General features: G+C 41.9%; 19 protein-coding genes. 14 read left to right on the forward strand and 5 right to left on the reverse strand.

Features of this window, described 5'->3' with window-relative positions; translation table 11 throughout:
- Nucleotides 1-34: 34 nt before the first annotated feature.
- From ACQ2HE_RS08425 to ACQ2HE_RS08445, 5 genes are all read left to right on the forward strand, one after another.
- The gene (locus tag ACQ2HE_RS08425; RefSeq protein WP_430898628.1) at nucleotides 35-1,114 is read left to right on the forward strand and encodes a dipeptidase; all 1,080 of its coding nucleotides are present in this window, start codon (nucleotides 35-37) and stop codon (nucleotides 1,112-1,114) included.
- A 108-nt stretch (nucleotides 1,115-1,222) separates the two neighbouring features.
- Nucleotides 1,223-2,257, forward strand: a complete 1,035-nt coding sequence (locus tag ACQ2HE_RS08430) for a sensor histidine kinase (protein ID WP_430898626.1) — start codon at nucleotides 1,223-1,225, stop codon at nucleotides 2,255-2,257.
- Complete coding sequence (locus ACQ2HE_RS08435; RefSeq protein WP_430898624.1) at nucleotides 2,254-2,970, forward strand: LytR/AlgR family response regulator transcription factor; 717 nt, start codon at nucleotides 2,254-2,256, stop codon at nucleotides 2,968-2,970. Before ACQ2HE_RS08430 ends, ACQ2HE_RS08435 begins: the two co-directional genes overlap by 4 nt.
- Nucleotides 2,971-3,829: 859 nt before the next feature.
- On the forward strand, nucleotides 3,830-4,270 hold the full coding sequence (locus ACQ2HE_RS08440) for a hypothetical protein (protein WP_430898622.1): 441 nt from the start codon (nucleotides 3,830-3,832) through the stop codon (nucleotides 4,268-4,270).
- Nucleotides 4,271-4,496: 226 nt separating this feature from the next.
- Entirely contained in the window at nucleotides 4,497-7,124 is a 2,628-nt protein-coding gene (locus ACQ2HE_RS08445) for an outer membrane beta-barrel protein (RefSeq protein ID WP_430898620.1), read from the forward strand.
- A gap of 278 nt (nucleotides 7,125-7,402) precedes the next feature.
- Here the strand turns inward: ACQ2HE_RS08445 and ACQ2HE_RS08450 are convergent, their stop codons facing one another.
- Nucleotides 7,403-9,115 (reverse strand): IlvD/Edd family dehydratase, encoded by a 1,713-nt coding sequence (locus ACQ2HE_RS08450; RefSeq protein ID WP_430898618.1) that lies wholly within the window; start codon nucleotides 9,113-9,115, stop codon nucleotides 7,403-7,405.
- A gap of 12 nt (nucleotides 9,116-9,127) precedes the next feature.
- Nucleotides 9,128-10,192 (reverse strand): Gfo/Idh/MocA family oxidoreductase, encoded by a 1,065-nt coding sequence (locus tag ACQ2HE_RS08455; RefSeq protein WP_430898616.1) that lies wholly within the window; start codon nucleotides 10,190-10,192, stop codon nucleotides 9,128-9,130.
- Between the two features lie 563 nt (nucleotides 10,193-10,755).
- Here ACQ2HE_RS08455 and ACQ2HE_RS08460 point away from each other — a divergent pair.
- Entirely contained in the window at nucleotides 10,756-11,796 is a 1,041-nt protein-coding gene (locus ACQ2HE_RS08460) for an alpha/beta hydrolase family protein (protein WP_430898615.1), read from the forward strand.
- Nucleotides 11,797-12,195: 399 nt separating this feature from the next.
- Here ACQ2HE_RS08460 and ACQ2HE_RS08465 read toward each other — a convergent pair whose 3' ends face one another.
- Nucleotides 12,196-12,759 (reverse strand): dihydrofolate reductase family protein, encoded by a 564-nt coding sequence (locus tag ACQ2HE_RS08465; protein ID WP_430898613.1) that lies wholly within the window; start codon nucleotides 12,757-12,759, stop codon nucleotides 12,196-12,198.
- A gap of 108 nt (nucleotides 12,760-12,867) precedes the next feature.
- Between ACQ2HE_RS08465 and ACQ2HE_RS08470 the strand changes: the two genes are divergently transcribed.
- Entirely contained in the window at nucleotides 12,868-13,791 is a 924-nt protein-coding gene (locus ACQ2HE_RS08470; RefSeq protein WP_430898611.1) for a CE1 family esterase, read from the forward strand.
- Between the two features lie 386 nt (nucleotides 13,792-14,177).
- On the opposite strand, the gene ACQ2HE_RS08475 is transcribed toward ACQ2HE_RS08470, so the two are convergent.
- A complete protein-coding gene (locus ACQ2HE_RS08475) occupies nucleotides 14,178-15,167 on the reverse strand; it encodes a LuxE/PaaK family acyltransferase (protein WP_430902435.1) in 990 nt (329 codons plus the stop codon).
- A 49-nt stretch (nucleotides 15,168-15,216) separates the two neighbouring features.
- Between ACQ2HE_RS08475 and ACQ2HE_RS08480 the strand changes: the two genes are divergently transcribed.
- The 7 genes from ACQ2HE_RS08480 (at nucleotide 15,217) to bioB (ending at nucleotide 22,126) form a co-directional block, all read left to right on the forward strand.
- Nucleotides 15,217-15,681: a hypothetical protein gene (locus ACQ2HE_RS08480; RefSeq protein ID WP_430898607.1), complete on the forward strand. Its 465-nt coding sequence runs from the start codon at nucleotides 15,217-15,219 to the stop codon at nucleotides 15,679-15,681.
- A gap of 10 nt (nucleotides 15,682-15,691) precedes the next feature.
- Complete coding sequence (locus ACQ2HE_RS08485; RefSeq protein ID WP_430898605.1) at nucleotides 15,692-16,525, forward strand: UbiA prenyltransferase family protein; 834 nt, start codon at nucleotides 15,692-15,694, stop codon at nucleotides 16,523-16,525.
- 25 nt (nucleotides 16,526-16,550) lie between these two features.
- Nucleotides 16,551-17,657 (forward strand): M42 family metallopeptidase, encoded by a 1,107-nt coding sequence (locus ACQ2HE_RS08490; protein WP_430898603.1) that lies wholly within the window; start codon nucleotides 16,551-16,553, stop codon nucleotides 17,655-17,657.
- Nucleotides 17,654-17,839, forward strand: coding sequence for a hypothetical protein (locus ACQ2HE_RS08495; RefSeq protein WP_430898601.1), 186 nt, complete (start codon nucleotides 17,654-17,656; stop codon nucleotides 17,837-17,839). The genes ACQ2HE_RS08490 and ACQ2HE_RS08495 overlap by 4 nt, the downstream gene beginning before the upstream one ends.
- Complete coding sequence (locus tag ACQ2HE_RS08500; RefSeq protein WP_430898599.1) at nucleotides 17,832-19,184, forward strand: methyltransferase domain-containing protein; 1,353 nt, start codon at nucleotides 17,832-17,834, stop codon at nucleotides 19,182-19,184. Before ACQ2HE_RS08495 ends, ACQ2HE_RS08500 begins: the two co-directional genes overlap by 8 nt.
- A 3-nt stretch (nucleotides 19,185-19,187) precedes the next feature.
- Nucleotides 19,188-20,690 (forward strand): sulfatase-like hydrolase/transferase, encoded by a 1,503-nt coding sequence (locus ACQ2HE_RS08505; RefSeq protein ID WP_430898597.1) that lies wholly within the window; start codon nucleotides 19,188-19,190, stop codon nucleotides 20,688-20,690.
- A gap of 455 nt (nucleotides 20,691-21,145) precedes the next feature.
- On the forward strand, nucleotides 21,146-22,126 hold the full coding sequence (gene bioB / locus ACQ2HE_RS08510; RefSeq protein ID WP_430898595.1) for a biotin synthase BioB: 981 nt from the start codon (nucleotides 21,146-21,148) through the stop codon (nucleotides 22,124-22,126).
- Here the strand turns inward: bioB and ACQ2HE_RS08515 are convergent.
- A complete protein-coding gene (locus ACQ2HE_RS08515; RefSeq protein WP_430898593.1) occupies nucleotides 22,123-22,533 on the reverse strand; it encodes a response regulator in 411 nt (136 codons plus the stop codon). The genes bioB and ACQ2HE_RS08515 overlap by 4 nt on opposite strands.
- Nucleotides 22,534-22,617: the final 84 nt, after the last annotated feature.

Genomic DNA, 22,617 nt, shown 5'->3' on the forward strand with positions numbered 1-22,617 from the left:
TAGGCAAAGTTGCCTAGAATTTGAACGACACGAAATGAATCCATTATTCGCCATAGATGCGCACCTCGATCTTTCCATGAATGCAATGGAATGGAACAGAGACCTCACCCTACCGGTACCGAGTATTCGAAAGAGAGAAGAGGGATTGACCGATAAACCCGATCGTGGAAAAAATACCGTTTCTTTTCCGGCATTAAGGGATGGCAATTTCGGCATTGTGGTAGCCACGCAAATTGCGCGTTACGTAGCTCCGGATAATAATTTACCGGGCTGGAACTCTCCCGAACAAGCTTGGGCTCAAACACAGGGTCAGCTTGCCTATTACAAAGCCATGGAGCGTAAAGGTGAACTAAAACAACTCACCAATTGGCAAGAACTTCAAGAACACTTGGAGTATTGGAACAGCAGTACGGATGAAAATAAAGCAATCGGTTATATTTTAAGTTTGGAAGGCGCCGATTCTATTGTCTCCTTGGACTATCTCGACATTGCCTATAATTATGGACTCAGAGCACTCGGCCCGGCACATTACGGCCCCGGCCGGTATGCCAATGGTACTAACGCCACGGGAAAAATGCCTCCAATGGGTATTGACCTACTTCACAAAATGGAAAAATTGGGAATCATTCTCGATGCTACCCATTTGTGCGATGATGCTTTCTGGCAAGCAATGGAGCATTACAATGGACCGGTATGGGCCAGTCATCACAATTGTCGCGCTTTGGTGAATCACAACCGCCAATTCGACGACGAGCAATTAAAAGAATTGATCCAACGCGGAGCGGTTATTGGCGCTCCCATGGATGCTTGGATGATTGTTCCGAATTGGGTAAGAGGAGAAAGTACTCCTGAATCTACGAACTGTAATTTAGAAGCAGCAGCCAATCATATCGATCATATTTGTCAATTGGCAGGCAATGCCGAACATATTGGCATTGGCTCCGATTTAGATGGGGGTTTCGGAAAAGAACAAGGTCCTTATGATGTAGATACCATTGCTGATCTCCAGAAATTCACCACCATCCTGGCCAAAAGAGGCTATTCGGAAGCTGATATTGAAGGCTTCATGCACGGGAACTGGCTGCGATTTTTGAAGAATGCCTGGGGTGGATGATAGGATTTATGAACGGGTAGCTGTCCATTGGTCGCAACATTTTCGGCTTTGGTCTCTTAGTTCGGCCCGAGCCCTCGAAAATCGGGAAAAGCCTGTTAACTTTCCATTATGAAAATTGCATGGTATAAGAAAACTTGGGTCACCATTCTGTTACACAGCTTGGTTTGGATCCTTTTGTTTTCACTTCCTTTCTTACTGCGTCCGCAAGACAAAGCCAGATCGGCAGGCAAAGAAGAATACGACTTAGCATCTTATATTATTAACGATATACTCTGGGTCATTCTCTTCTATTTGAATGCTTTCCTTTTGGTACCCAGAATACTTTACCCACGCAAGGGATGGTGGTTCACGCTTTCACATTTGGTATTGTTTACCATCTATTTGTTATTGATGTGGGCGAATCATTTGTACCTGCGACCATCTTGGAATTTCCTTTGGGGGCCTCATATCTTCTTCACTTCATTGATATACACCTTCTTTTTCTTTGCGAGCACGGCTTATCAACTGATCAAAGACCGTATGGCTGCCGAAGAAAAACAAAAAGAAAAGGAAAACGAAAATCTAAAAACCGAGCTATCGTTGCTGCGTTCACAGGTAAGTCCGCATTTCATGTTCAACGTATTGAACAATATGGTGGCTTTGGCAAGAAAACAGAGCGATCAGCTAGAACCCTCACTCATCAAGCTCTCCAGCCTGATGCGGTATATGTTGTATGAAACAGAAGGAGATAAAGTATCTCTTGAAAAAGAAATCGAATACTTGCAAAGTTATATCGACTTGCAGCAGCAGCGCTATGGAAAAAAACTGAAACTGGAAGTGAATTTGAACAATATGGACAGAAGCTATGATATAGACCCTATGCTATTAATTCCATTTGTTGAAAATGCCTTTAAACACGGGACCGGTTTTATCGAAGACCCTATCATTAAGATAGACCTCTCTGCGGGCAATGGTTACCTCTATTTTGAGGTAATGAACAAATACCAAGACCAAATTGAAGAGATCAAAGATGCTACTTCCGGTATTGGTTTGGCGAATGTGAAACGCCGCTTGGAACTATTATATGGCAAGAACCATCAATTAACTATTGACAAAAAAGACGGATGGTTCAAAACATCCTTACAATTAAAACTTACTGCATGATACGTTGCCTCGCCATTGATGACGAACCTCTAGCACTAGAGTTGTTAGAAGACAATATTAGCAAAGTTCCATTCTTGAATTTGTTAGGATCTTGCAGCAATCCCATTGAGGCCATGAAATTCCTCGAAACAAAAGAGGTGGACCTCATCTTCTTAGACATCCAGATGCCGGGACTAACCGGCTTACAATTCATACAGAGCCTGTCGAAAAAGCCCATGTTCATTTTGATCACCGCCTATGAAAAATACGCGTTGGAAGGATTCAATTTAGATGTGGTAGACTATCTAGTAAAACCTGTTGCCTTGGATAGATTCATCAAAGCCTGTAATAAAGCAAAAGAATTGTTTGATCTGAAGAATCGTCCTGCCTCTGCAACCGATTCGGGCAGCAGTGCACCGGACTATTTATTTGTGAACGTGGATTACAGCTTGGTAAAAGTGAATCACAGCGATATAGAATGGATAGAAGGGTTGAAAGATTATATCAAGATCCATTTGCATTCAGCTCCCAACAAGCCCATTGTCACCCGCATGAGCATGAAATCGATTGAAGACGAATTGCCCATTCAACAATTTGTTCGGGTTCATAAAAGCTTCATTGTATCGAAACAGCACATCACCGCCATTCGCAAAAACTCGGTCTTCATTGGCCCCCACGAAATTCCCATTAGTGATATGTATAAGGAGGTGGTGAATGCGATTGTGGGGAAATAGGAGGAGTAATTAATAATTAATAAGTAATAATTAATAATGAAACAGCCTGGGTAATTAATAATTAATAAGTAATAATTAATAATTGAACAGCCGGCAGTCAGGTTGATTGAATATCGGAGGCAAATCTGTGTAAATCCGTATTAATTTGTGCTTTCTGTGGTCAAAAAAAGGAGGGAGGAATGAAGAGGGAAGATGGAGGAAATACAGAGAGACTGCTAGCGCTGCGAAACCGCTGCGGACGCTGCGCCGCTGTGGTAAAAAAACTTTAATTAAGAAGCTACTAACTAGCTATCAAATAGATTGAATGCCGGAGATTAATCTGTTATCCGTAATAATTTGCGCTTTCTGTGGTGACAAAAGGAGGGAGGAATGAAAAGGGAAGATGGAGGAAATACAGAGAGACTGCCAGCGCTGCGAAATCGCTGCGGACGCTGCGCCGCTGCGGTGATAATTAGCTTAAAAGACTGATAGAATTTAAAATTCTAATCTGTGTAAATCCATAATAATTTGCGCTATCTGTGGTCAAAATAAGCAACACCACATCATCAAAATCCAACACTTCTTCAACCAACCACTGCGCAATTCACTCCCCTTTTTATTTTCTTTAACATATACCACTTTCCCTTTATACAAACACGTACAATAGCTCTGAAACGCTTACCCATATTGGTTTACAGAAATAAAAAAAACAGAATAAAATCAACCTTAAAATAAGTGTCAAAATTACGTTTATTTACTAATTTTGGGTTTCGTCGCAAGATTTTCGGGTTTCATCTCAAAGCCAGGTATGGGTGTTTAAACCGTTGTAGTTTTACACTGTCAATAGAACAACAACGACAAAAACATTAAAATAAAAAAAATGAAAAAATTAATCGCCTTTATCGCCGCTGCTATGATTAGCACTGCCGGTTTCAGCGCTACCGGAAAACCAATTATTCCTGATTATGTAATCGCCAACTTTCAAAGCAATTACAAACAAGCTGCCGATGTAAAATGGGAAGAAACCAACAAATTTTACAAAGCAGAATTCCAACAGTTTGGTCAATACTTGACCGCTTATTTTGGAGAAGACGGCGCCTTCCTTGGCGTAAGCAAAAACATTCTTTCTTCTCAATTGCCACTCTTGTTGCAGTTCGACGTGAAGAAAAACTATAGCAATTACTGGATTACCGATCTTTTTGAATTGGCCGATCAGTACGATCAAACCTACTACATCACCCTCGAAAATGGTAATGAAACCTTGATCCTGAAGAGCGAAGGCAGTGAGTGGGTTACTTTCAAGAAAATTGCTAAAAACTAATTCCGTTCAGTCGAAAACGAAATTGAACGCAGTTTTTTCATAATGGTTTTAATTTTGATTATAGGTTGACGCCGCCCCTGTCCAGGGGTGGCTTTTTTTATGCCAAAACCTCTGAAAATTCGGAAAATTCAGGCTACCGCATTTCGTCGCATGTTTTCCGCTTTTCGTCTCATTTGCCCCTCTCCCCCCATTTTCTCCTGCTATTTTTGACCCACAATTAAATTACATGAAAAAGATAGTTACTCTTCTCGTTGCCATCCTTAGTGTGATCACAGGATTTGCCCAGTTCCCAGGGGCAGGTGCTCCCGGCAAAGGTGGCGCTGCAGTTCCCAACATCGGACATGTGTACGGTAAAATCACCGACACTGCCGGTCGCCCCATCGGCGAAGCTTCCGTTCTTCTACTCCAATCTAAATTCGATACCGCAACTAAAAAGCGTAAAGAAGTTTTATTGAAAGGACTTTCTACCAAGGCCAATGGTGAGTTCAGCTTCGCAGATCTCCCCATAATGGGACCCCTAACCCTGAAAGTATCCGCAATTGGTTACCAAAACCTCCAACAAACGGTGGTGTTCCAAATTAAAATGCCCGCTCAAGGCGGCGGTCAAGCCGGAACTCAAGACATGAGCGCCCTTCTGAATTCTTTCGATAAAGATCTCGGCAACATCAAATTGAACTACGATGCCAAACAATTACAAACCGTTACCGTTACCGCCAGCAAGCCGATGATGAAAATGGACATCGACAAAAAAACCTTCAATGTAGAGCGAAATATGGTAAGTGCCGGTGGTACCGCAGTGGATATCATGAAAAACGTTCCATCTGTTCAAGTAGATATCGACGGAAACGTTACCCTTAGGAACGCTTCTCCTCAAATTTATATTGATGGTCGCCCCACCACATTAACCCTTGATCAAATTCCCGCAGATGCCATCGAAAGCGTAGAAGTGATCACCAATCCTTCTGCAAAATTTGATGCCTCAGGTGGTAACTCCGGTATCTTGAACATTGTATTGAAAAAGAATAAAAAATCGGGTTACAATGGTAACCTCCGCTTGGGTGTTGATAAATACGGTGCCTTCAATGGTGGTGGCGATTTAAACCTTCGTCAACAAAAATACAATATCAGTGTGGCTGCTATGGGCAACCAAATGATTAGCAAAAACTCGGGTACTACCGACCGCTTGAACTTTTTTGAAACTCCCAATACTTCGATCCTCCAAAACAATTTCAGTAAAACAACCGGTGGATTCATGTTTGGAAGAGTAGGAATCGATTTATTCCTTACCAATAGAACTACTGTATCATTGGGTGCCGTTCGCGTTCGAGGCCAATTCAAACCAAACGAAAATATTGGAATCAATACCGACAGTTTGTACAGTGCAGGAACAGTAAAAAGTTTTAGCGAGCGTATTTCAACCGGAACCCGTGAGTTCAATGCAAAAGGTTTTCAATTTGGTATCAAACAATTGTTCCCCAAAGAAGGAGAAGAATGGACACTTGATGCCAACTATTTCGGTGGTAAAAACGAAGGAAATAGTTTGTACACTACCAACTATTATTACAACACGAACACTGTTCAAAACAATGTCATTCAAAAAGTATTGAACGATGGTAAGAATAGTTTCTTGACTGTTCAAACAGACTACGTAAACCTATTGACCAAAACCTTCAAATTAGAAACCGGTTTGCGTGCTCAAATCAGAAATGTTACCAATAACAACTATAACTATTTCTGGAATAAAAGCACCAATGCTTACGATTTAGTAAGCAATGCTACCAGCAATTACAAAAACAACGACAATGTTTATGCTGCCTACGTTTCCGTAAGCAATAGCATTAAAGATTTTGGGTATAAAATTGGTTTGCGCGCTGAAAGCTCTAACTATGAAGGTACGCTTACCAATACCGGTCAGAAATTCAGCAATAGTTATCCGATCAGTTTGTTCCCTTCCATTTTCTTATCTCAGAAATTGAAGAACAAACAAGAATTGCAGTTCAGTGCAACCAGAAGAATCAACCGTCCCAATTTCTTCCAATTATTGCCTTTTGCAGATTATACTGATCCATTGAATATCACAAAAGGTAACTCAGCCTTGGTACCTGAATTCACCAATTCATTTGAATTCTCTTATTCTAAAACCTTCAAAGGAAACAATGTGTTCTTGGCAAGTGCTTATTATAAGAGAACCACTGATTTGATCACTCGCTATCAAACCAAAGAATACGATGCGGTACAAAATGCAGATGTTTTGATCAGTTCTTATATCAATGCAAATTCAAGTTATACAACGGGATTTGAATTGACTTCTACCAATACCCTTAAAAAATGGTGGGATTTAACAACCAACGTTAATATCTATAATGGTAAAATCAACTCCGGTACTTCTTCTACTGATGCATTGTGGAGCTGGTTTGGTAAGATCAACAGTAACTTTAAGTTGCCGAAAGAATTCAGCATTCAATTATCCGGAACTTATCAGTCAAAAACCAATTTGCCTGTAAACCAAAGTCAAGGAATGATGGGACCACCAATGGGTCAGGCTCAGTCAGCTGCTCAAGGGTACAACAAACCAACTTATGGTGTTGACATTGCCTTCAAAAAGAGCTTCCTGAAAAACAATGCGGCTTCTGCCACTTTGAGCTTCAGTGATGTGTTCAGAACCAGAAGAGCCATTCAATATTCGTACAACGATTATTTCCAACAAACCTATGATCGCTTGCGCGACCCACAAATGGTTCGTTTAACCTTCGCATACCGTTTCGGTAAAGTAGATATGAACTTGTTCAAACGTAAGAACTTGAAGAGTATGGGAGAAGGAATGCAGGGTGCTACGGATGGAATGCAGCAGTAATTAAGAATTAAGAGTTAAGAATTAAGAATTAAAGGCTCCCGATGGGAGCCTTTTTTATTTAGATACTAGATTGAGTTTTGCGCAGCTTCGCTGCTTAATGAGTTCACCGCGGAGAGCGCAAAGTACGCGAAGTAGTCGCTAAGGATTTCGTTGCGGACCTTTGCGTTCTTCCTTACTTTGCGGTAAAGTAAACTGATCGAATATTTTGATGACTAGAAATTAATTTACGCTTTGTATGGTCTCCCAAACTTAAAACTCACAACTCAATACTCAATCAATCAATGCGAATCCCTCGTCACCTCACTCCCCGACTTCCCCTTCAAAAAATCCAAATCACATCCCAAATGCGCCTGCTCCACCGTTCTTACATACAATCCCACATATCCTCTACCGGGGTTTACGGCTTTAGATTGCCAGGTCTTTTTACGCTCGGCTAAAATTTCATCGCTTACATGCAGTATCAACGAACGTGCGTCTACATCTAACTCTATCAAATCTCCATCTTGCACCACTGCGAAATTACCGCCCTCGGCAGCTTCAGGAGATGCATGCAAAATCACCGTCCCAAATCCTGTTCCACTCATTCTTCCATCCGAAATCCGCACCATATCTTTCACACCTTGCGCTAATAATTTCTTCGGTAGCGCCATATTGCCCACTTCCGGCATACCTGGATATCCTTTCGGACCAACATGCTTCAACACCAACACACTGTTCTCATCTACTTGTAAATTGGGATCATCAATGCGTGCTTTGTAATCTTCAATAGTTTCAAACACCACCGCTTTGCCTTTGTGTTTCATTAAGTGAGGACTCGCCGCAGAAGGCTTGATAATACATCCCGCTTCGCATAAATTCCCTTTCAATACAATGATTCCGGAAACCGAATTCACCGGCTTTTCTAAAGAAGCGATTACTTCCGTATTATAGTTTTCCGCAATGGACACGTTTTCTTCCATCGATTTCCCTGTTACTGTAATGGCATCTTTATGAATCTTAGGCAAGAGTTCTTTAATAACCGCCGGCAATCCACCTGCATAAAACAGATCTTCCATGAAACCGGTGCCCGATGGCTGAATATTGGCCAACAAAGGAACGCCTTGAGAATGCGTGTCAAAATCTTCCAAGCTCAGGTCCACCCCTACTCTACCTGCAATGGCCAATAAATGGATCACAAAATTGGTAGAGCCTCCTACGGCAGCATTTATTTTGATCGCGTTTTCAAATGCTTTTCTAGTAAGAATATCGGAAGGCTTTAAATCTTCCTTCACCATTTCAACGATACGCATACCCGAAAACTGCGCCAGTACCTTTCTTCTGGAATCGGCAGCAGGAATGGCTGCATTGCCACTTAAGGTGAGTCCTAATGCTTCTACCATACAAGCCATTGAAGAGGCGGTACCCATTACGGCACAATGCCCTCTGCTTCTACACATACTGGCTTCGGCTTCGGCCAATTGTTCTTCGCTCATGGCTCCGGAACGCAGGGCATCGTTGAAGCGCCACACGTCGCTGGTGCCAATAGGAGTTCCTTTATAGCTACCCGTTAGCATCGGACCTCCCGATACTACAATGGCGGGGATGTCAACACTGCAAGCGCCCATTACCAAGGCGGGCGTTGTTTTATCGCAACCGCAGAGCAGCACTACTCCGTCAACCGGATTTGCACGAATGGATTCTTCTACATCCATACTCGCCAAATTGCGGTACAGCATGGCGGTGGGCTTTATCAAGGTCTCTCCCAAACTCATCACGGGGAATTCAACCGGAAAGCCTCCTGCTTGCAAAATGCCTCGCTTTACGCTTTCTGCGAGCTCTCTAAAATGGGCATTGCAGGGAGTTAGTTCACTCCATGTATTACAGATACCGATCACGGGTCGGCCTTGAAATTCAAAATCGGGAATGCCTTGGTTTTTCATCCAAGCGCGGTAAATGAATCCGTCTTTCCCTTTTTTTCCAAACCAGCCTCGACTTCTTAATTCTTTCGCCATATAGCAATTCGTTTAAATGATGTATTCAACAGGTAATAGTAAATGAGATACAGGCATCACTTGTTGCTGTTCGCTGCTCAGCAAGGCCTGTTCTATTAAGGTAACAACATTGTAGCCATGTTCGGGCTTTTCTCTCAACACCGCTCCCTCTCGAACATGCTTGTAAAAAATTTCGTAGTACAATCCAAAATCTCCTTTTTCGGAAGGGATGATTTGTTTGCCTTCATCGTTGTGAAGCAGTCCGTAGATAGATGGATCTTCCAATCCCCAGTTCGGATCCGACGGTAGTATACCTTCACGGGCGGCCATATCTTGCGGATCATCGCCATTTTTAATGAAAGAACCTTTAGTGCCGTGCAATTGCAAGCGAGGCCCTTGCTCACGCACCAGCATACCCGCTGTTAATCGAACCCTTGTAGCAGCAAACTGAAGTATGATATCGAAATAATCGATGGCTTCCGTGCCGGGTCTTTGCATTTCGGTATGTGCCACCAGGGTTTGGGGTATGCCAAACAAGTGCAGGGCTTGGTCAATTAGGTGCGCACCTAAATCGTACAATATTCCACTTCCGGGCACGGCCGTTTCTTTCCAACTATTTTTTAATTCGGGGCGAAAGCGGTGGTACTGTGCTTCGAAATACCAAACATCGCCGAGTGCGCCGCTCTTGATTACTTTTTGAAGGGTTCTGGCATCGCTGGCGTAGCGGCGGTTTTGGTACACACTGCAAATCAGGTTCTTCTCTTTCGCTACTTGAATGAGGTGGTGCGCTTGTTGCGCGGTAATGGTCATGGGTTTGTCTACCACCACATGTTTACCTGCCTCTAATGCTGCCAATGCATAAGTATAATGGGTATCGTTTGGCGTAGTCACCACCACCAGTTCAATCTCCGGATTTTCTAAAATCGCCTCTATGGAACGAACAATTTGAACGGAGGGATAACGCTCTTTGGCGGTATCTTTCGATCGTTCAAAAATCATCCGAAAATCGTAGTATTGGGGCAAATTGGCGATGAAGGGGGCGTGGAAACAACGTCCACCCAATCCATATCCAACCAGGGCTGTTTTAATGGGTTGCATAAGCGAATGTACAAAAAGCGGGGCGAGTTGAGAGGTGAGTTATAAGTTTTGAGTTATTGAGTTTTGCGCAGCTGCGCTGCTTGGGGTTCACCGCAGAGAGCGCCAAGTTCGCAGAGAAGTCGCGAAGCCCTCATCTGCACCTATCCTTTAATCTTTTAATCCTGATCCTTTTTTACCGCGGCGGCGCAGCGAGCGCAGCGTTTTCGCAGCGACTTTCGTTGCGGACCTTTGCGTACTTAGTTACTTTGCGGTAGAGTAAACTGATATAAAATTTTTGGGATCGGAAATTAATTTAAGAATTCGCAATTTTTTTGACCGCGGCGGTCCTTCGACTGGGCCTTCGGCCCGCTCAGGACAAGTTCGCAGCGCCCCCTGTTCCTCCCCCTGCTCTTTCTTGATCTCGTTGGCTGTTTCATTATTAATTATTAATTGTTAAGTATTAATTACCTCGGCTGTTCCATTATTAATTATTAATTAATAATTATTAATTATTAATTACCCCGGCTGTTTTAACAAAATTTCACAGTATCCTTTTGTACTTTCAGCACTTATAACGACTGCTTATGCGTTCTTTAATTTTCCTCGTTTTCATAGTATTGGCTTCGTGCAGCCATCCTACACCTCGCTTCGATGTTGGGTATCGTTCGGTTTTCTTGTCCGATAGTTCGAGAATTTTCAATCCAGAACTTGAAGCAACTAAACTCATGCATTTTCGGCCGATAGATATTGATGTGTGGTATCCAACTGATTCAGTTAGTATTCCAAGTGAAACAATTGAGTATGGTTATTTTTTGGGGTTATTAGAATCTAGAGCATTGAAATACTTGGACAACCCAGCGTATAAAGGGTTTACAGCACAGATGGCGAATGATATTGTTGGACAATTAAAGTGTAGTGATACCAGTAGATTTTTACATTATAAGACCGCGTCCTATTTAAATCGAAATCAGTCAAAAGGAACTTTTCCATTGGTGATTTATTTGGCATCCTACAATGGAATGGGATATGAAAATGTTCCTCTGATGGAATCATTGGTAAAGAAAGGATTCGTTGTAGCAAGTGTAAATTCTATTGGCCGGTATCCGGGTGATATGACCACAAAAAAAGAAGACCTCATGGAACAAGTGAATGATGCTATTAAAGTATATAGTTACTGTAAATCGATTCCGGGAGTTGATACCACTAATATTACACTGATTGGGTATAGTTGGGGTGGATTGGCAGCGGCGTTATTGAGTCCTCATATTACTCATTTAAAGAGAATCATTTCGCTGGATGGATCAGAGTTTCATCATTATAGCGGAGGCAGCGCTGAAGATAAAGATTTCGATAGCCTCAGATCTTTCAGTGCTTTCAAAGATTTGAAAATAAAAGTTCCTTACTTTAGGTTCGAGCAATCGGCAGTGGATACTAGTGCGCACTATGATTCGGTTTATAACTTTAAAGAAAAGTTAGCCAACTCTCAAGTGAGCATTCAAAAGGTCTCGGGAGCCGAGCACATCGATTTTAGTAGTTTTCGCTACATTGTTAATCAGTCAGGGAACTGTCCAAGTAAGAGTCTATTCATCGATTCTGTTGTAAAAATCATTGCTACGAAAGAGTAAATTGATAGAGTGGGAGCTGTGAGTTTTAAGTTATTGAGGTTTGCGTAGCTGCATGGGGTTCACCGCAGAGAGCGCCAAGACCGCGAAGGTTTCGCAGAGTAGTTTTTGTTTTTTTTGACCACGGATAGCACAAATTAATACAGATTTTCTCAGATTAGAACCCGATATTTGATCAATTCGATTGCTCATTTTTGAACCGCGGCGTCGCAGCGATCGCAGCGAGAACGCAGCGCTGGCGGTCACTCTGCCTTTCCTCGTTCCTCGTTTCTTCTCATCCTCGTTCCTACTTTCCCCCTGTTCCTCCCCCTGCTCTTTCTTGATCTCGCCGGCTGTTCCATTATTAATTATTAATTGTTAATTATTAATTACCTCGGCTGTTCCATTATTAATTATTAATTCTTAATTACCCCCATAGCATTGTGCCAACTCCCCATTCGGAAACTGCTGAACTTTTTTCAAGGTCAATGATCCAGGCTTAATGCCTTTGTCGAAAAGTGGAATGCCGGTGCCGAACAAAACCGGATTAGTGAATATCCAATATTCATCGATGAGGCCGGCGGATTGAAGTTCATGAAAAATGCCGGGACTGGCAAAGAGCACCATGTCTTTCCCTGCTTGCTTTTTTGCTGCCGCGAAATGGTACACTAGATTACCATTCACCCACTCTTCTCCATGGATCGATTTTCGGCTAGCCTTACTCACCGCAAGTCTTTTTGATTCGCAATACCATTTGGAGAAACGAACAGTTGCCTCGCTGGCATTCGAATGATCTTTTGCTTTCAACCAAAATGGATCGAGTAGCAAGAATGTGTTCTTTCCCATAATGGCCGTATCACAACTCGATACAATATCACAAACGAAATTCAAGTTTTCTTCTCCGGCTTGAAAGCCTTCCAAAGAGCCTGTTGCATTGGCAATGAAACCGTCGAGCGAGATATGTGCAATTAGTTTGAGCTTACGCATAAAGCCTAGGGATTGTGCTACCGAGTGATTTTGATTTGAATGACCGCTCAAAGCTATGAATTCTTTAAACTTTTTTCTATTCTTACAGTCAAAATTCAAACACCTACCATGAAACCAACCATTGCCGTTGTATTGGCGGCCTTTATTTTATTGTCGTCGTGCAAGAAAACCGTGCCCCCAGCCGATGGTATTTACAGGTTCAGTGGAACACTCACGGTTGATGGTTTGCAGCGCACTTACATGCTCAATCTCCCTCCCAACTATTATGATAGCAGTAATTTTGCATTAGTTATCGCCATGCACGGCGGAGGCGGAAGTGCCACTCAATTTGAAGCCACCAATAAATTGACCGATAAAGCCAATACAGCGCATTTTGCAGTGGTATATCCGAATGGAGTAGAGGGCGATGGACTGCTAAAAGCGAGAACTTGGAATGCAGGTAGTTGCTGTGATTATGCGGTTCGACAAAACATCAACGATGTGAAATTCATCAGCGTTTTAATTGACACCCTTCTCTCTAAATATAAGATCAACTCTAAGAAAGTTTTCGCCACCGGACATTCGAATGGAGGAATGATGAGCTATCGATTGGCTTGTGAACTCTCAGATAAAATTGCCGGCATTGCCCCCAATGCTTGTACCATGGTAGTTTCTAGTTGCAATCCAAGTAAGCCGGTTCCTGTATTGCACATGCATTCTGTAAACGATCAAAACGTACCGTACAAAGGCGGTTATGGTAATGGAACCGGAACAACCGGACTCTGGTTAGCACCGGTAGATTCGGTATTGAATGTATGGGCATCTAAAAACACTTGCGCCATCGGCCCAATTGTAATAACTAACGATTCAAAATTCAAATTCACCAAATGGAGTAATTGCAATAAGAACAATACCATCGATTACTATCTTACCACCGACGGAGGCCATGCTTGGCCCGGCGGATTGAAAGGTTCCGCCATTGGTGATGATCCCTCAACCTTTATCAACGCCAATGATTTGTTGTGGGAGTTTTTTAGCAAGATTGTGAATTGACAAAAGAGTAGTTAATTAACAATTAATAATTAATAATTAATAATGGAACAGCGGAGTACAGGAACGAGGATGAGAGGAGACGAGGAACGAGGAAATACAAAAAGAAAGAGGGAGGAGGGAAGATAGAGGACGGAGGAAATACAGAACCACGGAGTCACAGAGGCACAGGGATTCGCTGCGTTGCCGCTGCGGGCTTGTCCTGAGCGGGCCGAAGGCACTGTCGAAGGACGCTGCGCCGCTGCGGTAAAAAAGGATCAGGATTAAAAGATTAAAGGATAGGTGCAGAAGAGGGCTTAGCGACTTCTCTGCGATCTTGGCGCTCTCTGCGGTGAACTCCCCCAAGCAGCGAAGCTGCGCAAAACTTAATAACTCAACAACTTAAAAACTTATTCTGCTATCATCAACGAACACCCCCTCACATCACTATGATCAATTCTTCCTAACACTTCAAAACTTCCATCGGGATGAATTCTCCCCGCATCATCCGTTGCAATAAAAGAACAAGAATATAAATTCGCCAGATCAATCACATTAATAACTCCCGAAGCCTTTTCATTCATCTTCACACTCAACGGATCTTCTTCTTCCCGAACGGCTATTCGCATCCAAGGCGCCGCATGAAAAACTCCGTCGCCTTTGGAATACCCCTGACTCAACAATTCCGTCATCCCATACTCCGAATGAATGGCATTGGTTTGAAAAGCCGCCACCAATTCTTCGTGAACCTGCGTTCTGGTCATTTCAGTTCTTCTTCCCTTCATTCCACCCGTTTCCATGATCACGGTATGTTTTAATGGAAGCTGATATTTCTCTGCAAAATCCAACAATCCAAAAGTGACCCCAAATAACAAGACCGGCTGCCCCTTCGCTTCCAAATCACTCAACACCTGCGCAAGCTTTTCATGTTCGTACAAATAAAATCCGCTTTTTGGGTGTTTTGACTTCTTGATCATCGCTTCTACCATATACACCAATGAAGAGGCCTTTCTTTCCAAATAAGAAGGAAGTAGCCCGATGACACACCAATTTTCTACCGATCCATAGAACTGCTCAAAACAGGTAAAAAAACTTGTTTCATACAGCGCCGCTTTCTTCACAAAATGACGGCTGGTATTGGCCCCCGTGGTTCCACTGCTCTCAAAACAGAGCTCGGGTTCGAAGGAACCGGAAACAATGGAATGGGACTTGAAGAATTGAATGGGTAAAAAAGGGATGTCTTTGGCCAACTTTAGGCTCGGCTTATGCGTATATAGAGTGTCAACATAGGTACGGTACAGCAAATTGTTTTGGTATTGAAACTCAAAGACTTCCAAAGCCAACTCATCGAAATTTGAGGGATTTGCGGAGAAAATTTTATGTTCCAATTCACAATTCATATTCGTATCTTACCTTCTGTACTGTTAAATTTGTAATGAATTACAGATTATGAAGCAAAAGTATCTATATATCGCGGTATTGATGTTCGGATTGGTTTCTTGTAGCAAAGATAAGCTTCAAAGCACTCCCACTCTCAAATTGAAGAGCGTTAGTTCAACTGAAGTATTCAGTGGAGGAACCTTGGTTGTAAGTCTGGATTTCACAGACAAAGAAGGCGATATCAGCAACACTATTTATGTAGAAAAGATCCGCAAGAATAAGCGTACTGTTCCAACCATTCGCGATACTTTTTCGCTTACCATTGGCGACTATCCGAAAAATCCACGTGGTGTGCTCGCATTAAATTTAGAATACGGCAATTACCTCGTTTCAGCGATCAACCCTCCTAAAGTTAGCGACAATCCTCCTTTGTATGAAAATGATACATTGGTGATTCGTTTTGCCTTAAGAGATTTGGCCGGCAACGTAAGTGATACCGTTACTACTCCAACCATTGTTGTGAACAGAAATTAAACAAAGCCGTTTGACTCGATTTTTAAACTGGCTCGATTTCCCTTTATTTACCGGTGTTTGGCTCAGCTTTACCGCTGTTTTAATGGTATGGCAAACGCAGCAGTACTTGATTCTACCGAATGAGTTAGAACAATCGTATTGGTCTTTAGTGGCCTGTTCAACATTGGCATCTTATAACCTTCATTGGTTTTTAAGCCCCAATGCCCCCGCTGAAATTCGTCGTTCAAAGTTCACCCACCGTTACGGGTACTTGCATTTGACCTTAACAAGCATTGGTGCTTTGGCCAGTGTGTATTTCGCTTGGCAACTACGTTCTCATTGGATTGCCTTAACACCCGCTGCTATCCTTACATTTCTGTATACCGCTCCTAAAATCCCGGCTTTTCGTTTTCTGGAGAAATTTGCCATCGGCAAAACCATCTACCTTGCAGCAGTATGGACCTATGTTACCGCTTGGCTTCCCCTTCACATTGCAGAAGCTACTATTCAGAAAAACGATTTGATCTTCTTCTTCAATCGCTTTTTCTATATCTATGCCATCTGTATCCTCTTTGACCTGCGCGATCGCGAATACGACAAAAGCATTGGCATCAAAAGTTTGATCACCTATTTACCCGAGAAAGGAGTTGAAAACCTTTTCTATTCTGCGCTTTTTTTAACACTTGCCACCAGTTTCTTGTTTCCTTGCGCGGCTTTGGCCAGACTAGCGCTGTTGATTCCCGTTGGAGCGCTCATCGCACTCTATAAAACTGCTCGCAAAAGCAATCACGACTACCTCTACTATGGATTGCTGGATGGATTGATGGCAGCCCCCGCATGGTTGCTGATAGTCCTTGGTTTTTAGTACATTTGTAGTCAATTTAATAACTATGGCAAAACAAGTTTCTAAGAAAGGTGTGGTGACACCTAAATCCCTCGAATTCCTAAAAAATTACATCAATAATGCGTCTCCCGTTGGTTTTGAAACTTGGGGACAAAAACTCTGGATCAATTACCTAAAACCTTTTGTAGACACTCACTATGTTGATCCTTACGGAACAGCAGTAGGAGTAATCAACCCCGATCATCCTTTCAAGATTGTAATAGAAGCACATGCCGATGAAATCAGTTGGTTTGTAAACTACATCACAGCCGACGGTTTGATCTATTTGAAAAGAAATGGTGGCGTAGACCATCAAACAGCACCGGCTAGCCGCGTATTCATTCATGGTAAGAAAGGCGCTGTAAAAGCAGTGTTTGGATGGCCCGCTATTCATACCCGCATTGGAACACCCGATGCAAAAGAAGCACAGCCAAGAACCGATAACTTGTGGTTAGATTGTGGTGCTCGTTCTAAAAAAGAAGTAGAAGAACTTGGTGTACATGTAGGCGCAGTAGTTACCTATCAAGATGGATTTGATGAACTTGCCAATGGAAACTATGTGGGTCGTGCGTTCGACAACCGTGTTGGTGGATTCATGATCGCTGAAGTAGCGCGTTTGATCAAAGAAAATAAAAAGAAACTTCCCTTTGGATTGTATGTGGTAAATGCCGTGCAAGAAGAAATTGGATTGAGAGGTGCTGAAATGATTGCGCGTCGTATTAAACCCAATATTGCTATTGTAACAGACGTAACTCACGATACTTCTACCCCATTGATCAATAAAAATATTGAAGGTGATGTAAAAACCGGACAAGGACCTTCTTTGGCCTACGCTCCTGCTGTTCACAATAAACTATTAGGATTGGTAGAAGAAGTAGCGAAGAAGCATGAAATCCCTGTTCAGTGGAGAGCCCTAAGCAGAAGTACCGGTACAGACACCGATTCATTCGCCTATGCGAACGACGGCTGCCCTTCGGTATTGATTTCCATTCCACTTCGTTACATGCACACTACGGTTGAAATGATTCACAAAGATGATATTGACAATACCATTAAGTTGATGTACGAAACTTTGTTAACTTTAAGTCCTAAAACAAACCTCAGCTACCTGTGAATTTAAATCCCATCTTATTATACGTTGATCCGGGTAGCGGAAGCTACCTGGTTCAAGTAATTATTGCTGCCGTTTTAGGAGCGCTTTTCTATTTTAAAAACCTCTGGTTGCAGATCAAAGTGTTTTTCTTCAGACCGAAGAAAAATGAGCCACCGGTGAAGAACGATGCCCCCAATGACTAAGCTCCCTGCGCATCCTGCTTCTTTTCGCGACAACAGCGGTTTTGTTTTCGCTGAAAATGGAACACTGTATCGGCAAGTCAATAACAATTACAAGTCTCATTATGAACTGTTGCTACAATCAGGCTTGTACGAAAAACTTATAGAAGAAAAAGTATTGGTAGCGCACGAAGAAGTATCGACTCCTATTGCCGATGCCGACATGCACTACAAAACACTACGCCCTGAACTTGTTCCATTTATCAGCTATCCCTATGAATGGAGTTTTGATCAATTGAAAGATGCGGCTTTGTTAACTCTTTCAATTAACAAAACAGCCATTGAACACGGCATGATTTTGAAAGATGCCACTGCATACAATGTGTCATTCAAAAAAGGTCGACCAATTTTCATTGATACCTTAAGTTTCGAAACTTATAATCCTGAACTTCCTTGGATCGCTTATCGTCAGTTTTGTCAGCATTTTCTTTACCCTTTATTTCTAGAGCATTATTGTAAAATACCGGCCATTCAATTATTGAGTGTACACTTAGAAGGAATCACTGCGGCTTTTGCGGCACCATTGATGCCATGGAAAGCAAAATGGAATTTGGGAGTACGCTTGCATCTATTGTTGCAGCAATCGGTAAGTGCCAATGGAAAGGGTCGCACCATTCAATTCTCAAAGCAAAAGATGCTTCAATTGCTTTCGCATTTAGAATCGGTAGTGCGCTCGCTTAAAGCCGGATATCCCGAACAAACCACTTGGAATAATTATTACGAAGAAACCATTTTAGGAAAAGACTACCTGCATGCAAAAGCAGCCATTATGAAAAACTGGCTGAGTTCGTTTTCAGGTAAAACCATCGTAGACTTTGGTGCAAATGATGGCTATTTTTCTCAATTGGCAGCTTCCTATTGTGAAGAAGTAATTGCGGCCGATTTCGATGCCAGTTGCATCAATAGGGCCTATCTTCAACACCAACCCAATATTTACCCAATTGTTTTGGATCTCACAAACCCTAGTCCAGCCATTGGGTTCAACAACGAAGAACGTTCAAAACTTTCAGATCGAGTAAAACCCCAATTGAGTTTTGCGTTGGCCTTGGTGCATCATCTTGCCATTGCAAAAAATATTCCCTTGGCATCCATTGCAAGTTTTTTTCATTCTTTCGAAGGAGATCTAATAATTGAATGGGTACCCAAAAGCGATGAAAAAGTAAAACAATTGCTCTCCAATCGTGAAGACATCTTCGATCTATATACGCAAGACCAATTTGAACTGCAGTTTGCCAACTACTACACCTTCGAAAAATCAGCCATCGTTCCCGGAACGGATCGTATTTTATACTCTTTGAAAAGAAAATAGCACATGCTCGGCTTCATCAAAAAATATCCGCTGTATCTTTTTTTATTACCTGTATTCTTTGTGCTGCATGGATTTGTAGAGAACTGGGGCTTCATTGATCCTTACGAGGCCTTACTATTGCTGGGTTCTTATTTGGGAATGGCTCTTGTAATTACCTTGTTCTCCTATATCTTTTTTAAGAGTTGGACCAAAGCATCGTTGGTTACCACTTTCTGGATGTCTTTCTTTTTCTTTTTTGGAGCCATTCATGAATTCTTGAAAACCACTCCGGCGCTTGCTTTCTTAAGCAGGTATAGCATTCTGCTTGGCACTGCCCTGGTTTTGTTGATCCTCCTGTTCATCTTTTTAAAAAGAACCTCTAAGCCTTTCAATAAGTTTAGTGTTTATTTGAATGCCTTGTTCTTGATCTACATTTTAACCGACACCGGAATAGGCATTTACAAATCAATCACTCAAAAAGACGAAGGACTCTCCGTTTATACATTCACACAAGAGAATAAACAAAAACCCTGCGACACCTGCGCCAAACCCAATATCTACTTTTTATTATTCGACGAATACGCCGGTTCAACTTCGTTAAAAGAAGAATACAATTTCGATAACGACTTAGACAGCTTCCTAATTCAACAAGAATTCCAGATACAACGCCACAGCAATTCTAATTATAATTTCACTCCGTTCTCGATGTCGTCGATCCTCAACATGAGTTATATTGATGGCATTAAAAACATCAACCGTATTTCTGCAGAAGACTATTCGAATACTACTCTGTTGATAAGAGACAATGAAGTGATCAAGTATTTAGACATGCAGGGATATGAGATCATTAATTATTCTGTGTTTGATTTAGCCGGAAATCCCTCGATGGTGGAACAAAGCTTTCTTCCATTAAAAACAAAATTGATTTCCGACAGAACTTTGTTTGCACAAATGAACAAGGACATTGGATGGTTATTGATGACGAAGATCCCATTCAAATGGTTCGACAAAAATTACTACTTCCGCCATCGTGACAACAATATTGAGTTTCACGAAAAAATCACTGCTCTCTCAGAATCGCATCCGAAAAAGCCATTCTTTGTTTACGGTCATTTTTATATGCCACACTCTCCTTATTTCTACAATAAAAAAGGGGAATTAAAATCGCAGGAATTGGTAATGACGGAGTATAAATCGAACCCGGCTCCTGCCTATCTTGAATACTTAATATACACGAACACGAAGATAAAATCGTTGCTTGCATCGATTCGAAAAAACGATCCGAAAGCCGTAGTGATTCTGATGAGTGATCATGGTTATAGAAACCGTGAATTGCAAAACAAGAAAGCATTTTTCCGCAATTTGAATGCAGTTTATTTTCCTGATCATCAAACAAGTATGTTTTATGACTCCATAACGGGTGTTAATCAATTCCGCTTAGTGTTCAATAAAATGTTCAACGCGAATTACCCGTTATTGAAGGATAGTAGTTATTTTTTGGTGGATAAGAAGGGAGATGGGAATTAAGAATTAAGAATTGAAACAGCCGGGGCACAAAGGGTTTGTCCTTCTGAAGTTCTTTTTTGACTACGGAATACCAGATTAACCCCCGTTTTTAATCACTCTGATTATTTTTTTTAACGCAGCGGCGCAGCGTCCTTCGACTGGGCCTTCGGCCCGCTAAGGACAAGCTCGCAGCGATTTTCGTTGCGAACCTTTGCGCACTTAGTTACTTTGCGGTAGAGTAAACTGATTGAAAATTTTTACGACCGAAAATTAACCTGAGAATTCGCATTTTTTTGACCAAAGGATACACAAATCAATACGGATTTAGACAATTTAGCCCTTGATATTCAATCAACCTGACTGCCGGCTGTTCAATTATTAATTATTACTTATTAATTATTAATTACCCCGGCCGTTTCATTATTAATTATTAATTGTTAATTATAAATTTCCACCCGCTCTCTTATCTTTGCGGCATGAGAAACAATTGGACCATCGAAGAAATTAAAGATATTTATAATAAGCCTTTATTAGAACTTGTATACGAAGCCGCTACTGTTCATAGAAACAATCAACAAACAGCAGAAGTACAAGTATGTACGTTGTTGTCTATTAAAACAGGTGGTTGTAGTGAGGACTGCGCCTATTGCCCTCAAGCCGCTCGCTATCATACAGATGTAACTGTACAACCTTTAATGCAGAAAGATACCGTTCTTGAATATGCGAAAAAAGCTAAAGAAGCCGGTTCTACACGTTTTTGTATGGGAGCAGCATGGAGAGAAGTGAGAGATAACCGCGATTTTGATCGTGTGTTAGACATGGTAAAAGGGGTGAATGAATTGGGAATGGAAGTATGTTGCACTTTAGGCATGCTCACAGAATCGCAAGCGCAAAAATTAGCCGATGCCGGCTTGTATGCTTACAATCACAATCTTGATACATCCAACGAATATTACGGTGAGATCATCACAACAAGAACCTATGATGATCGATTGAAAACACTCGACAATGTGAGAAAAGCCGGGGTATCAGTATGCTGCGGGGGTATTATTGGTTTGGGTGAAACACACGAAGACAGAATTAAAATGCTTCATACATTAGCTACACTGCCCGAACATCCTGAAAGTGTACCGGTAAATGCCTTGGTTCCTGTTGATGGAACACCTTTGGCGAATAATCAACGAGTAGACGTTTGGGATATGGTAAGAATGATTGCCACAGCTCGCATATTAATGCCTAAAGCAATGGTGCGTTTGAGTGCAGGAAGAACGGCGATGAACCTAGCTGAGCAGGCTTTGTGTTTTATGGCTGGAGCGAATTCAATATTTGCCGGTGAGAAATTATTAACTACACCTAACCCTAGTTTTGAAGAAGACCAAGCGATGTTCCAATTGTTGGGATTAACCCCTCGTGAGGCTTTCAAATCAGAAAAAGAAATGGCTTCGTTGGTTTCCTAAGAAGCCACATCATAGCCGGGAATTTCACGGCAGATATATGTTTTTCCTTCCATTACTTGGTTGATAGCGTGTATCATTTCCTCACTGGAAGAGTTTTTGGTAACATATGCATTGGCTCCTGCGCTCATGATTGCGTTTACATGGGCCAGGTCGGAATGCACTGAAACTCCAATAATCTTAATAGTAGTATTAAACTCACGAATGGCACGGGTTGCTTCCACTCCATTCATAGGTTCCATCGTGATGTCCATCATCATTACATCGGGCTTAGATTCAGCTGCGGTGGATACGGCTTGTTCACCACTCTCACATACAGCGATTACTTCTATACGCTCATCTCGGCTTAGTAATAATTTCCAAGCCTCGCGAACGAGCCGATGATCATCTACAATAACCAATCGTATCATTTGCGTTCAATTACAAGGTTGCTATATCTCTATAAACAGATGGTTGTCAGAGGTGTTGCGTTGCATCAATGTCTAGGCAAATTT

The sequence above is a fragment of the Endoryza foliicola genome (genome assembly GCF_050589245.1).
Taxonomy (GTDB): domain Bacteria; phylum Bacteroidota; class Bacteroidia; order Chitinophagales; family Chitinophagaceae; genus Endoryza; species Endoryza foliicola.

Excerpts from the sequence above, each read along its gene's own strand:
- ACQ2HE_RS08455 (WP_430898616.1), bottom strand. The coding sequence starts at position 10,192 with ATGCAACCCATTAAAACAGCCCTGGTTGGATATGGATTGGGTGGACGT.
- ACQ2HE_RS08450 (WP_430898618.1), bottom strand. The coding sequence starts at position 9,115 with ATGGCGAAAGAATTAAGAAGTCGAGGCTGGTTTGGAAAAAAAGGGAAA.
- ACQ2HE_RS08460 (WP_430898615.1), top strand. The coding sequence starts at position 10,756 with ATGCGTTCTTTAATTTTCCTCGTTTTCATAGTATTGGCTTCGTGCAGC.
- ACQ2HE_RS08425 (WP_430898628.1), top strand. The coding sequence starts at position 35 with ATGAATCCATTATTCGCCATAGATGCGCACCTCGATCTTTCCATGAAT.
- ACQ2HE_RS08430 (WP_430898626.1), top strand. The coding sequence starts at position 1,223 with ATGAAAATTGCATGGTATAAGAAAACTTGGGTCACCATTCTGTTACAC.
- ACQ2HE_RS08505 (WP_430898597.1), top strand. The coding sequence starts at position 19,188 with ATGCTCGGCTTCATCAAAAAATATCCGCTGTATCTTTTTTTATTACCT.
- ACQ2HE_RS08445 (WP_430898620.1), top strand. The coding sequence starts at position 4,497 with ATGAAAAAGATAGTTACTCTTCTCGTTGCCATCCTTAGTGTGATCACA.
- ACQ2HE_RS08475 (WP_430902435.1), bottom strand. The coding sequence starts at position 15,167 with ATGAATTGTGAATTGGAACATAAAATTTTCTCCGCAAATCCCTCAAAT.
- ACQ2HE_RS08465 (WP_430898613.1), bottom strand. The coding sequence starts at position 12,759 with ATGCGTAAGCTCAAACTAATTGCACATATCTCGCTCGACGGTTTCATT.
- bioB (WP_430898595.1), top strand. The coding sequence starts at position 21,146 with ATGAGAAACAATTGGACCATCGAAGAAATTAAAGATATTTATAATAAG.
- ACQ2HE_RS08440 (WP_430898622.1), top strand. The coding sequence starts at position 3,830 with ATGAAAAAATTAATCGCCTTTATCGCCGCTGCTATGATTAGCACTGCC.
- ACQ2HE_RS08490 (WP_430898603.1), top strand. The coding sequence starts at position 16,551 with ATGGCAAAACAAGTTTCTAAGAAAGGTGTGGTGACACCTAAATCCCTC.
- ACQ2HE_RS08470 (WP_430898611.1), top strand. The coding sequence starts at position 12,868 with ATGAAACCAACCATTGCCGTTGTATTGGCGGCCTTTATTTTATTGTCG.
- ACQ2HE_RS08480 (WP_430898607.1), top strand. The coding sequence starts at position 15,217 with ATGAAGCAAAAGTATCTATATATCGCGGTATTGATGTTCGGATTGGTT.
- ACQ2HE_RS08500 (WP_430898599.1), top strand. The coding sequence starts at position 17,832 with ATGACTAAGCTCCCTGCGCATCCTGCTTCTTTTCGCGACAACAGCGGT.
- ACQ2HE_RS08435 (WP_430898624.1), top strand. The coding sequence starts at position 2,254 with ATGATACGTTGCCTCGCCATTGATGACGAACCTCTAGCACTAGAGTTG.
- ACQ2HE_RS08515 (WP_430898593.1), bottom strand. The coding sequence starts at position 22,533 with ATGATACGATTGGTTATTGTAGATGATCATCGGCTCGTTCGCGAGGCT.